The organism is Rhodococcus sp. ZPP (assembly GCF_017656075.1).
Taxonomy (GTDB): domain Bacteria; phylum Actinomycetota; class Actinomycetes; order Mycobacteriales; family Mycobacteriaceae; genus Rhodococcus_F; species Rhodococcus_F oxybenzonivorans.
In genome coordinates this window covers 2,787,661-2,799,853 of sequence record NZ_CP058638.1, presented here as the reverse complement: position 1 = coordinate 2,799,853, position 12,193 = coordinate 2,787,661, and the positions used below count along the sequence as shown (strand labels likewise).

Genomic DNA, 12,193 nt, shown 5'->3' with positions numbered 1-12,193 from the left:
CGCCCGTGCGCGGTTAACGAGTCTCTGCACTCGTCGAGCACTCACAGGCGGCGGAGCCGACCCCCGCGGCGGCCCGCGTCGCGCATCGCCTCGATCCAGCCGTCGTCGCCGGGCACGATGCCGGTGATGTCCCAGGTCTCCTGATTGTCGTATCGGGTGCGGGCGGCATGTCCGGCGTCGACGAGCGTCGCAGTGGACGACTCCTCGGCCAGTTCGGTCCGTGCGCTCTGCAGCAGTTCCAGCGCCTCGTCGAGGGCGATGAGCAGCGCACTCCGGTTTCCCTCGCACATTGCCCGGACCAGACCGGGTGCGCTTCCGGCGACGCGAGTTCCGTCCCGGAACGACCCCGCGGCCAGCCCCAGCGCCAGCGGCCCACCCGCCGCGCCGGTCACGGCGAGGGTTTCGGCGAGCAGATGCGGGAGGTGCGAAATCCGGGCCACCGCCCGATCGTGTTCGGCGGATTCGGCGGGCACGACGACGGAACCGCAGTCCACGGCGAGCTGCGCCACCTGCATCCAGATTCCGGGGTCGACGCCGTCGTCGGTGCCGACCACCCACACCGCCTCCCGGAACAGGTCGGCGCTGCCGACGCTCCACCCCGACGCCGACGTTCCGGCCATCGGGTGCCCGCCCACGTACCGGTCGGCGAGTCCTTGACGGGCCGCCGCGGCCGCGACTTCAGCTTTGACACTGACCACATCGGTGATCGGGCAGTTCGGGGCGTAGAGGGCGATCGCGGTCAGCGTGGCTGCCACGGCGGGGACGGGTACGGCGATCACGATGAGCGCCGATTCCGCCGACGCCCTCTGGAGCACCGCGACCAGATCGGTGTCGGCGTCGAATCCGTCGGCCCGCGCGGCCTCGACGGACTGCGCGGAGCGATTGTGGCCCCACGCGTCGCGGCCCGCCCGTACTGCGGCACGGAGGAGGGATCCGCCGATCAAACCGAGGCCCAGGACGCACACCGGAGGTGCGGAAGCGGTATCTGACACCTGCTCAGGTTGGCACATTCGTGTACGGACTTCATTTACCGGCACCCCGCGGGCTACCGTTGCGCTCATGGGTGCACAGCGCGCGGGAAACAACAGCGCCTCGTCGGATCGGGCTGAGGATCTGGAGGGCTTCGGTGTCGCGGTAGTACACGAGGACGGCCGATGGAAGGTCAAGGCCCTCAGCTCGGCTGCTCTGACCAGTTTGAGCGCCGCGGAGGAGGAATTACGGTCCCTCCGCAGCGCGGGCGCGTTCTTCGGTCTGCTGGACGTGGACGACGAGTTTTTCATCGTTCTGCGGCCGGCGCCGTCGGGCACGCGACTGCTGCTGTCCGACGCGACCGCCGCCATCGATTACGACATCGCAGCGGATGTCCTGGATGCGCTGAACATCGAGGTGCCGGACATCGACCCGGACGACCTCGACGACGTCGAGCCGTGGGAGGAGGGTGATCTCTCGCTCCTCGCCGACCTCGGGCTCCCCGAACCGGTGCTGGCCGTGATCACCGCCGAAACCGACCTGTACCCGGACGAGCAGCTGGGCATGATCGCTCAGCGGCTCGGCTTCACCACGGAGCTGTCGGGGGTTCTCGACAAACTTCCGCGATAGTTCTCGTCCGGTGACACTCCAGGACGACGAGCGGATGATCCGCGTGGCGATCGAGGCTGCGCGCGCCGCCACCGACGCCGATGTACCAGTGGGCGCCGTGGTGTTCGACGCCGATGGGGTCGAGGTGTCGCGGGCCGTCAACTCACGCGAGGCGATGTCGGACCCGACAGCACATGCGGAGATCATGGCGCTCCGGGAGGCGGCCAGGGTCTACGGCGACGGGTGGCGCCTCGAGGGCACGACGCTGGCCGTGACCCTCGAGCCGTGCACGATGTGCGCCGGAGCGCTGGTGCTCGCGCGGGTGTCGCGTGTCGTCTTCGGCGCGTGGGAACCGAAAACGGGAGCAGTCGGCTCCCTCTGGGACGTCGTCCGCGACCGCCGACTCACCCATCGGCCGCAGGTCCGTGGGGGTGTTCTCGAAGACGAGTGTGCTGGGATCCTCGAGGATTTCTTCCGAGAACGGCGCTGACCGGTTTCAAACGTTTTCGTGGGGTACTCGACAGTGTGTAGCCGGGTCGGCACGATCCGTGCTTCTCTGGAGACAGGCGTCGAACGAGGCGCCGCCGGGCCCGGCACCGGGTCCGAAACGGATTCACGGAGGTATCTCATGGGAATCGCAGACAAAGCATCGAACAAGGCCGAAGACCTCAAGGGTCAGGCGAAGGAAACCACCGGCAAGGCCACCAACGACAAGGACCTTCGCGACGAGGGCAAGGCCGATCAGGCATCGTCCGCCGTCAAGGACGCCGGTGAGAAGGCCAAGGACGCCGCGTCCAACCTCAAGGACAAGCTCACGTAAAGCGGCTCCACCTGGCGATTTCAGGCTCGGGCGTCACATCCGGTAAAGTCACCGGCGGTGGCGTGTCCGAGCGGCCTAAGGAGCACGCCTCGAAAGCGTGTGACGGGTAACCCCCGTCCGAGGGTTCAAATCCCTCCGCCACCGCCAAGGGCAAAGCCCCTGATCCGGTCCTCGAGACCGGGTCAGGGGCTTTCTCGCGTTTACGGGCCTGTTGCTGCGGGTGCGCCGGCGGAAGCAGTGTCGCTGCCTGCGGTATTTCTGCGCGGCACGGTGAATGTGGCGACGACGCACAGGACCGCGACCGCGAAGCAGGCGAGTGTGTACCAGAGGTTGCCCACCGGGTCGCCGTTGTCCGTGACGCCGTCGACCGCCCCGAAGTAGTCGGGCAACGCCGTGGCCCAGAGCAGCGCCATCACGCTCAGGTACACCACGCTGTAGCGCTGGACGAAGTAGTTGGTGTACGTGGGATCATCCGTGTTCTCCCCACGCAGCCGTAACCATTGACGGACGAGAATCCAGATCGCGACGACGGTGACGACGAGAAGTTCCGCTGCGTAGAGAACGGCGCGGGCGGTGGTGCTGCCCATTCCGAAGACCGTCGCCGGGAGCGGCAGGATGAACGTGCCCAGTGACGCCAGGACACCGATGACGACTGTGCGCCACACCAGTTCGGGACCGGAGAAGCGCCGGCCCTCGTCGACGTGACGGCCGACGAAGAATTGCACGCAGAACGCCAGCGACATCGGCCACAGCGCAGCGAACACGACGACACTCGGCAGTGGCACGGAATCGAACAGCGGTTGATTGATCGGATTCTCGGTCGACCACTCCCACCACCGCAGTTGCGGTCCGAGATGGTCGAAGATCTCGTAGAAGGCGTGGTGGACGAAGCCCACGCAGACTGCGCCGGCGAGCACTCCGTACCGACGGAAGACACCGAGCATTCTGACGATCTCGAAGGCCATGGTGGCCATCAGCGGGTAGATCGCGATGATGTACAGCGGGAGTCGGCCCCAGAGAAAGTCCACGGTGAACACGTTGTGCGCGAACATCGTGTCCACGTGGTCCTCGATGCCGAAGGCGGCGGGGAAGTACAGCGGCGGCTCGATGATGAACAGGTAAGCGGTTGCGCCGAACCAGAGCACCAGGTTGGTGGGATCGCCCATCCGTCGCAAGCGCACGATCGCGACGACGAGCGCGAGCACAGAGCCGAGAACGATGGTGAGCTCGAGGACAGGCAGTGTCCAGTTTTCCAACGCCAGCGGGTTGCGGACCTCGACGAGCCCACCGGCTTCCTGGCACGAGAAGCCGAGCGCCGACGCGAGTTGGTCGAATGTGGGTGAGCAATGATCGGCCATCAGCGCGCCTCCGAAGACGCGACCGTGTCGGCGGAATACCAGTGCGTGACATCGTAGCCGGCCTCGTAGCGCTCGAACCACACGTCGGCGAGTGCGGGCAGCTTCTCGTGATCCGGGTTGTGCCGCGGCAGCTGGCTGCGGATGATGCCCACCAACGCGGTGAGTTGCTTGCCGAGCGGGAGATCGTCGAACGCGCGCATCATCGGGCCGTTGTCCTCGGCGTGCAGCAGGGGCAATCGCTTGCGCAGGTTCTGCTGACGCCGGTACGAGGCGAACATCGACAGCGCATCGACCTTGCGATCCTCGAGCGGGACATGCCGATTGAAGCCTTCGCAGGCGATCCGGATCACTTTCAGCACGTGCCGGAAGATCGACGGGGCCATCCGCATCCGGTACATGTCACTCCCGACAACGGAATCGAAGATGATGAGCGCAGAACTTCGGTGTTCTACTTCCTCGACGAAGTGCCAGATGAACAGGGACGCGACCCGGTCGTCTCCGGGCCGGAACAGAGTGGAATCGTTGTCGAGCATCAGCTTGAACACCGGAGTGAAGGTCGCTTCCAAGTCGGCGGTGTACGCCAGTCGATAGTTCAGCGGGGTCTGGGCGGTGAGCCGGTCGAATTCTCCGATCACGTCGTCCAGGGTCTCCTGAAGTCCCGGGTATCGATCGATCAGTGCCTTGACGTGCTGGCGGTGAGCCGTCGAGTGCTGCCCTTCCTGCCGCATGAAGGCGTCCGCCTCCTCGGCAACGGCGGAATCGGTAATCAGCGGCTTGGTTTGGAGAATCATTTTCACGATCATCTTCTCGAAGCCGATCGCCAGGAACGAGACCGCGTTGGCCATGCTCGAGAAGGCCGGATTCTCCTCGTTCCACACGAACGGCACGTCGTAATCCGCGAACGCGAAGCGCATCTTTCGGACTTGTAGATCGGTCACTGTGCGATACCTCGTCTTTCGAAACGGGCTGGGTGGAAGCCTCAGTGGCAACGATCATACATACGGCGGCGCATCTGTATGATTACTTTCGAGGCTCAGGTTCGAAATGGCGGCGGGGCTCTGTGGTAGCGTCGCCGTTCATCTGGATGGGCGCGCTCCCGCCGTGGTTCCGCGCGCCCGACGGACAGAACTTGACCCGAGGAAGCGGCAGTGGCACGAAGGCGCGGCTGGGGCGGTAGTCCACCCGGCGACGATGACGAAGCGTCCCGCCGAATCGTTGCCGCCGCAGTCGAATTGATCGGACAAACGGGTTCGGCAATCAGCATCGCCGATGTGGCTGAGTCGCTCGGCGTCATCCGCCAGACGGTCTACCGATACTTTCCCAGCGCCGACGCACTGATGAGGGCGGCCGCCATCGCGTCCGTCGACGGATTTCTCGATCGCCTGACCCGGCAGGTGAAAGGCATCGACGATCCGGTCGACGCGATGATCGAGGCCGTGGTGTACACGCTGACCGAGGTGCGTCGCACACCCCACCTCGGCATACTGCTGTCGAGCTCGTACTCGAACGTCGATCCCGAGGGCATCACCTCGCACGAGGCGCGCACCTTCGGGATGACGATGATCAAGCGCTTCGACGTCGACTGGGAGGGTTGCGGGTACGACGACCCCGCTCTCGCGGATCTCGTCGAGTACCTCCTTCGAACCATGCAGTCGTTCTTCGTTTCCCCGGGAAACCCGCCGAGGAGCGACGATGAGATGCGGCGGTATCTCCGACGCTGGATGGGGCCTGCGATCGCCCCGCAGCAGCCCGTCGCACCGACTCGACGTGCTGCCGACAGCGCTGCCCGCGGCGGCTCTCAGCTCATGCAGTAGCAAGGGTGGCTGCTTCGTGCGCGTTGCCGGGTTCGGCCCCGCATGATCTCACCTTTCGCCGGTGAATTCTCTGTACGCCGACATATTTCCCGAGATCCTGGATCGATGTGCCGCTGCCTGTTTCGGGTCGAGGGCGTGGGGTAACTGCAACAACACGTCCGCTTCGTACCGACCGACGCGTACACACGTTCACGCAGGAGGCAGGGCCAACACCTGACTATTCCCGGTGGTAACCCCACACAAGACCAAGCGGGTGCCTGGGCCGATCCCACAACGCACACGCCCACAACACGCCCACAGCCGATGCGAAGGACACGGTCCGAGAACAGCAACGCTGACCCGGAATACCGTCGCCCCGTTCGGGTTCCCACCCGAGCGAGGCACGCGTATCTCCCGGTGGGTTCGGCGATGCACCAGCGACCCCACCGCGCGAACCGAGTGACAGCCATTGAAGCTGCAACTACCCTGTCTGCATGAAGAAGCTGTGGTGGGCCATCGGCGGAGTCGTTGCCGTTCTCGTGCTCGCGGTCCTGGTCGGCCCGTGGGCGTACGGTCAGTTCATAGCCGAGGACGATGCCCCGGCGGCGTCGGTGTCTACCGAGGGCGCCGAGGCGGCTTCCGGGTCGGTCGACGGGCAGTGGACGGTCGTACCCGGTGAGGCGCCCAACCAGACCGCCGCGGGATACACCGTCCACGAAATCCTCAACGGCGCCAGCGTGACGGTGGTCGGTTCCACAGGTGAAGTCGCCGGTTCGGCCACCGTCGAGGGCGAGAAGCTGACCGCCGGAGAGGTGAGCGTGCAGGTCGCCGGCATCACCACCGATCAGTCGCGTCGGGACGATCAGTTCCGCGGCAACGTGATGGACACCGACACCCATCCGACAGCCACATTCACCGTCGCCGAGCCGGTCGACCTGTCCGGGCTCCCCGAAGACGGTTCGGTGGGGACGGTGACCGCCCAGGGCACCCTGACGCTCAAGGGACAGTCGCGTCCGGTCACGGTGGATATCGAGGTTCTGCGTTCCGGCGACGACCTCATCGCCTCGGGCAGCATCCCGGTCACCTGGACGGACTTCGGAGTGCAGCCGCCGTCACTGGGCTTCGTGACCGTGGACGGCCGCGGCACCGTGGACTTCCTGATCAGCCTGGCGCACTCCTGACGGTGCCCATCCGGGCGGCCCGAACACGTAGCCGAGTTTGTCTCGCCACGGCCGCGCGTTGCGCCAGTCCCGCCCGATCGCGGCGTACTCATGAGTCTGCAGCTTCCAGATGTTGTACGTCCCGACCGGTTTGGTGAGCCCATAAGTGGGGCGGTGGGTTTCGGCCCGGAAGGTGCCGAACATCCTGTCCCACACGATGAGGATTCCGGCGTAGTTGCGGTCGAGATACTCGGGGTCGCAGCCGTGATGAACCCGGTGATGAGAGGGAGTGTTGAACACGAATTCGATCGGCCGGGGAAGCTTGTCGATTCGCTCGGTGTGCACGAAGAACTGGTAGACGAGGTTCACGGAGAAGCCGATGAAGACCATCCACGGTGGAATGCCGATGAGCGGCAGTGGAATCCACATCACGATCTCGCCGCTGTTGTTCCACTTCTGCCGTAACGCGGTGGCGAAGTTGAAGTACTCACTCGAGTGATGCGCCTGATGGGTGGCCCAGATCAGCCGGATGCGATGGGCCATCCGATGGTAGGCGTAGAAGAGGAGGTCCACTCCGACCAGCAGGATCACCCAGGTGTACCAGGCGTCCGCCGGTAAATGCCACGGTGCGAGATACACCCAGATTGCGGAGTAACCGACGAGTGCCAACAGCTTCCATGCCGCCGTCGTCGCGATGGAGACCGCGCCCATCGACACGCTTGCACGGGCGTCGCGGCGCTCGTATCCACCGGGTGCCGGACGGGACCTGCCGTCGGGCCCGATCGCCGCGTCCTCGAGGTGGCGGGCGGCCAGCCACTCGATGGTGAGGAACACCACGAACGCGGGAACGGCGAGCGTCACAGGTTCGTGAAGTGGCTCGAACAGGGCCGAACTCCACGCCGACATCACGGTGTCCCACATGCGTTCCTCCGCACAGTACGATCGTCCAGTTCACGGTACGTGATGGCGGTCACTCACGGACCCTCGGTGCGCGTTTGCTCCTTTTCATACTCAGGTGATAGGAATTTGGTGTGCACATCACCGCCAAGGTGGACTACGCCGTGCGGACGCTCATCGAATTGGCCGCGGCCGGGCCCTCACCGTCCAAAGCCGAGTTTCTCGCGCACGCGCAGACCATTCCGCACAAATTCCTCGAAGCCGTGCTCGCCGACCTCCGGCGTGGGGGACTGGTGAACAGCAGGCGCGGCCCCGACGGCGGCTACTGGCTGGCCCGTCCGGCGTCGGACATCTCCATCGCCGACGTGATTCGTACCGTCGAGGGCCCGCTGGCCTCGGTGCGCGGCGAGAGGCCCGAGGACGTGGAATACGGCGGGCCGGCGGCCAAGCTGCAAGACGTGTGGATCGCCGTGCGAGTGAACCTGCGTGCGGTACTCGAGAACGTGAGTGTGGCCGACATCGCGGAGCAGCGGCTCCCGGACTTCCTCACCGCACTCACCGCGGATCCCGGCGCGTGGGAGCGCCGCCCCCGCGCGGCTGCACCGGCGGACGAGGACGCACAGTTCGGCTGATCGTGCGGGATCAGGGCTTGCGCGCGAAGTACCCGAACATCGTCACGGACATATGAAAGTCGCCGGTGTGGGCGCCGGACTCCAGCTGCTCGAGAAGGGCTCTCCGCTCAGCGGGGGAGATCGCGCCTTCGGCCACTGCCGCGTCCATCATCATTGTGACCAGCGGACCCGTGGCGTCGCCGGGTTCCTGCATCAGTGCCTGCGAACCTGTGTGCTCGACGACGAGTCCGGCCCGCGTCAACTGACCCGGCAGAAGCCGGCCCGAATACGGATTCGCGGTGTGCGTCAGCATCACGTCGGTGATGCGCGCGAGAACATCGGGATCACCCGGGTGCAGTATCGCCGTTCCCCAGTCGCTGTCGAGGATCACGGCTCTTCCGCCCGGTTTCACGACGCGCGCCACTTCCGCTGCCGCTCGTTCCGGCTCGGTCAAGTGCTGGAAGACCCGCTCGCAGCGCACGGCGTCCAGACTGCCCGTTGCGAAGGGTAGGGAATAGGCGGTGCCGACGACGAACTGCGCCGTCGACCGCGCCGCCTCCGTCCGTTCGCGCGCGAGGAGCACCATTCCGGGATTCGGGTCCAGCCCGATCGCTCGCCCCGCCGCGCCGACGGCACCAGCCATTGCTCGCGTCTCCGATCCGGTTCCGGAGCCGATGTCGAGCGTGTGTTCGCCCGGTTCGAGGTGGAGGGCGTCGTGGGACCAGGCGCGCAGACGTCGGATTCCGGGCCGCTCGGCCTGGATGTCGAGGACGGAGGCGAGTTGTTCGAGGGCGTCTCGGTCTATCTCGTCGGACCGGAACGACAGCGGCACGGCCGAATCTGCCATGAATCCACGGTAGTTCAGCGGTGACGGCGAGCACAGCCGAACGGTCGAGTGGTCAACGTCATAGAAATTGCACTCCTCTGCAAAATTGCAGAGGTCTGCAAGTTCTGTACGGTGGGTGGAGTGATTTCGGAAATGGGACTGCGGGACCGTAAGAAAGCCGCCACCCGCGCGGCTCTCAGCGGTGCCGCCGCGCGCCTGGCCCGGGCGCTGGGCATCGAGTGCGTCACCGCCGACGCCATCGCGTCCGAGGCGGGTGTGTCGACTCGGACGTTCCACAACTACTTCTCCAGCAAGGAAGAGGCGGTACTGGCGCATTTCGAGGAGTCCGTTCACGACTGGGTGAACCTGCTCCGCGCTCGTCCGGAAGACGAGCCGATCTGGGATTCTCTCGAACACGTGGTGGTCCAGATCGTCACCGATCCTGCGAAACCCCTCGAAGAGACCGTCGTGATGATGGAGCTCGTCGAGACCAGCCCCGCGCTGCTCGCGAAGAAGCTCGAGGTGCACCTTCGGGTGACCCGCCTGGTCGGTGAGGTGATCGCCGAACGGACGGGCACCAATATCGACACCGACCTCTACCCCAACCTGCTGCACATGGCAGTCGGCTCGGCATGCAAGGTGTCGCTCGATCTGTGGATGAGCGGCAAATCGGGTGCGAGCGGACCCGAAGAACTGGTCCGCGACGCCATGCGTCAACTCCGTCAGGGAATCCCGCAGCCGTAACCGGTTGCGCCCGAACCCCTCGTTCCACCGACTCAGAAGGAGCCTCCAGTGGCCACCTATCTCTATCGGATCGGCAGATTCGCGTACCGGCGAAAAGGTGCGGTCATCAGCGTCTGGTTGGTGATCCTCGTCCTCATGGGTGTCGGGGCGGCAACACTGTCGGGTCCCACCAAGGACTCGTTCTCCATTCCCGGCACCCCGGCGCAGCAGGCGCAGGACTTGATGGCCGAGCGCTTCCCCGAAGCGGCCGGCAACAACCCCATGGACGCGGTGAGCGCCAGGTTCGTCTTCGCCGCACCCGAGGGGCAGACCCTGGAGAGTGAACAGAGCCGGCAGGCGATGGACGCAGTGCTCGCCAAGGTGCGGGGAATCGAACAGGTCCAGGATGCAGCCAAGGTCGATCCCGCGGTCGCTTCGGGAGCCGACGCCGCGCAGGCACTGGTCAACCCGGTCGAGGCGAACACGCAGCTCCTCGACATGGCGAAGTCCTCCGCCGCGGACAAGGGGATCAGCGAAGAGGCAGCCGTCGCGAACGCACAGGCGCTGTCGCCGCTCAACGCGGACAAGACCGTCGGCTACGTCGAGGTGCCCTTCAAGGGCGACATGGGCGACGTGGACAAGGCTCTGCGCGAACAGATCTCGTCGGCGGCCGACGCCGGCCGCAATGCCGGCCTGACCGTCGAGATCAGTGGATCGGCCGCCAACGATGCCGAACCGCCGGGCGGTGCCACCGAGCTCGTCGGAATCGGTGTGGCGGCCGTGGTTCTGGCCTTGACCTTCGGCTCGCTCGTCGCAGCCGGTCTCCCCTTGATCACCGCGATCATCGGAATCATGATCGGCAGCCTCGGAATCACCGTGGCCACCGGGTTCACCGACCTGAGTTCGATGACGCCCACCCTGGCCATCATGATCGGCCTCGCAGTCGCCATCGACTACTCCCTGTTCATCGTGTCGCGTTTCCGACACGAACTCTCCCTCACGTCGGACCGCTCGGAAGCGGCGGGACGCGCCGTCGGCACGGCCGGTTCCGCCGTGGTGTTCGCCGGTCTCACGGTCATCATCGCGCTCATCGCGCTGCGCGTCGTCGGAATCCCGTTCCTCACGGACATGGGTGCGGCCGCCGCGTTCACCGTGCTCATCGCCGTCATGATCGCGCTCACACTGCTGCCGGCCATCCTCGGGTTGTTCGGGCGCAAGGCATTTGCCGGAAAGATTCCCTTTCTGCAGAGTCGTGACCTCGAAGACGACGAGGGCAAGCCGAGCTTCGCGCTGCGCTACATCAGCGCAGTGGTGCGCAGACCCGCCATTCCGTTGATCGCCGGTGTCGTGCTGCTGGGCGCACTCGCCATTCCCGCGACGGGACTCAGCCTCGCTCTTCCGAGTGAGGGCACAGGCGACCCCGCCACCAGCTCACGGCAGGCCTACGACCTGGTGGGCGAAGGATTCGGTCCCGGCAAGAACGGTCCCCTGCTCGTCGTCGTCGACGCCAAGGACCTCACCTCCGGCACACCGGCTGCCGCGTTCGACGAGGTGGTGAACACCATCTCGGCGCAGGACGACGTGTCGAACGCTCAGATCGTGGGCGTGAACCGGGCGGGTGACACCGCGCAAATCCTGGTGACGCCGACCAGTGCACCCAGTGACCCGGCAACGATGGACCTGGTCAACAACATTCGCGGTGCGGAAACCGCACTGCACGATTCGATCGGCGTCAGCTACGGCGTCACCGGGCAGACCGCCCTCGAAGGCGACGTGTCCGAGACGCTGCAGGATGCGCTGATTCCGTACCTCGCCGTGGTCGTGGGTCTCGCCTTCCTCCTCCTGCTGCTGGTGTTCCGCTCGATACTGGTGCCGCTGACGGCAACGCTCGGCTTCCTGCTCAGCGTCGCCGCCACCTTCGGTGCCACGGTCGCCGTGTTCCAGGAAGGCTGGGGAGGCCTCATCGCCAACCCGCAGCCGATCGTGAGCTTCATGCCGATCTTCCTGATCGGAGTGGTGTTCGGACTGGCGATGGACTACCAGGTGTTCCTGGTGACCCGGATGCGTGAGGAGTACGTCCACGGTGCGACCGCGAAGCAGGCCGTCACCGTCGGCTTCAACCACGGCGCCCGCGTCGTCAGCGCAGCGGCCGTCATCATGATGTCGGTGTTCGCCGCCTTCATCGCCGAACCCAACTCGTTCATCAAGTCGATCGGCTTCGCTTTGGCGGTGGCGGTGTTCTTCGACGCCTTCGTGGTCAGGATGGTGATCATCCCGTCGGTCATGGCGCTCCTCGGCGACAAGGCCTGGTGGATGCCCAAGTGGCTCGACAAGATCCTGCCCAACGTCGACATCGAGGGCGAGAAGCTGCGCCAGGCGCTCCCCGAGTCGGACGACGCGCTAGTAGGCGCTCCGCGCCCGTGAGTG

At 65.7% G+C, this 12,193-nt stretch carries 13 protein-coding genes and 1 tRNA gene; 9 read left to right on the top strand and 5 right to left on the bottom strand.

Annotated elements, in window-relative coordinates; all coding sequences use genetic code 11:
* Positions 1–41: 41 nt before the first annotated feature.
* On the bottom strand, positions 42–1,010 hold the full coding sequence (locus HYG77_RS13250; RefSeq protein ID WP_109326166.1) for a prephenate dehydrogenase: 969 nt from the start codon (positions 1,008–1,010) through the stop codon (positions 42–44).
* Positions 1,011–1,059: 49 nt separating this feature from the next.
* On the opposite strand from HYG77_RS13250, the gene HYG77_RS13245 reads away from it, so the two are divergent.
* From HYG77_RS13245 to HYG77_RS13230, 4 genes are all read left to right on the top strand, one after another.
* Entirely contained in the window at positions 1,060–1,599 is a 540-nt protein-coding gene (locus tag HYG77_RS13245) for a tRNA adenosine deaminase-associated protein (protein ID WP_109326167.1), read from the top strand.
* A 10-nt stretch (positions 1,600–1,609) separates the two neighbouring features.
* Positions 1,610–2,068, top strand: a complete 459-nt coding sequence (locus HYG77_RS13240) for a nucleoside deaminase (RefSeq protein WP_109326169.1) — start codon at positions 1,610–1,612, stop codon at positions 2,066–2,068.
* Between the two features lie 138 nt (positions 2,069–2,206).
* Positions 2,207–2,398: a CsbD family protein gene (locus HYG77_RS13235; protein ID WP_109326171.1), complete on the top strand. Its 192-nt coding sequence runs from the start codon at positions 2,207–2,209 to the stop codon at positions 2,396–2,398.
* A 56-nt stretch (positions 2,399–2,454) separates the two neighbouring features.
* Positions 2,455–2,545 (top strand) — tRNA-Ser (locus HYG77_RS13230).
* 53 nt (positions 2,546–2,598) lie between these two features.
* On the opposite strand, the gene HYG77_RS13225 is transcribed toward HYG77_RS13230, so the two are convergent.
* The gene (locus HYG77_RS13225; RefSeq protein ID WP_109326179.1) at positions 2,599–3,756 is read right to left on the bottom strand and encodes a hypothetical protein; all 1,158 of its coding nucleotides are present in this window, start codon (positions 3,754–3,756) and stop codon (positions 2,599–2,601) included.
* Complete coding sequence (locus tag HYG77_RS13220) at positions 3,756–4,694, bottom strand: metal-dependent hydrolase (protein WP_109326180.1); 939 nt, start codon at positions 4,692–4,694, stop codon at positions 3,756–3,758. The genes HYG77_RS13225 and HYG77_RS13220 overlap by 1 nt, the downstream gene beginning before the upstream one ends.
* Positions 4,695–4,904: 210 nt before the next feature.
* Here HYG77_RS13220 and HYG77_RS13215 point away from each other — a divergent pair, with 210 nt between their 5' ends.
* On the top strand, positions 4,905–5,570 hold the full coding sequence (locus HYG77_RS13215; RefSeq protein ID WP_208962883.1) for a TetR/AcrR family transcriptional regulator: 666 nt from the start codon (positions 4,905–4,907) through the stop codon (positions 5,568–5,570).
* A 473-nt stretch (positions 5,571–6,043) separates the two neighbouring features.
* On the top strand, positions 6,044–6,730 hold the full coding sequence (locus HYG77_RS13210; RefSeq protein ID WP_208962882.1) for a YceI family protein: 687 nt from the start codon (positions 6,044–6,046) through the stop codon (positions 6,728–6,730).
* On the opposite strand, the gene HYG77_RS13205 is transcribed toward HYG77_RS13210, so the two are convergent.
* The gene (locus HYG77_RS13205) at positions 6,662–7,630 is read right to left on the bottom strand and encodes a sterol desaturase family protein (RefSeq protein WP_208962881.1); all 969 of its coding nucleotides are present in this window, start codon (positions 7,628–7,630) and stop codon (positions 6,662–6,664) included. The two genes, HYG77_RS13210 and HYG77_RS13205, sit on opposite strands and share 69 nt — an antisense overlap.
* A gap of 110 nt (positions 7,631–7,740) precedes the next feature.
* Here HYG77_RS13205 and HYG77_RS13200 point away from each other — a divergent pair, with 110 nt between their 5' ends.
* Positions 7,741–8,238, top strand: a complete 498-nt coding sequence (locus tag HYG77_RS13200) for an Rrf2 family transcriptional regulator (protein WP_208962880.1) — start codon at positions 7,741–7,743, stop codon at positions 8,236–8,238.
* Positions 8,239–8,248: 10 nt separating this feature from the next.
* Here HYG77_RS13200 and HYG77_RS13195 read toward each other — a convergent pair whose 3' ends face one another.
* On the bottom strand, positions 8,249–9,064 hold the full coding sequence (locus tag HYG77_RS13195; RefSeq protein WP_208962879.1) for a methyltransferase domain-containing protein: 816 nt from the start codon (positions 9,062–9,064) through the stop codon (positions 8,249–8,251).
* 120 nt (positions 9,065–9,184) lie between these two features.
* Between HYG77_RS13195 and HYG77_RS13190 the strand changes: the two genes are divergently transcribed.
* Positions 9,185–9,787 (top strand): TetR family transcriptional regulator, encoded by a 603-nt coding sequence (locus tag HYG77_RS13190; protein ID WP_109326193.1) that lies wholly within the window; start codon positions 9,185–9,187, stop codon positions 9,785–9,787.
* Between the two features lie 48 nt (positions 9,788–9,835).
* Positions 9,836–12,190, top strand: a complete 2,355-nt coding sequence (locus HYG77_RS13185; protein ID WP_208962878.1) for an MMPL family transporter — start codon at positions 9,836–9,838, stop codon at positions 12,188–12,190.
* Positions 12,191–12,193: the final 3 nt, after the last annotated feature.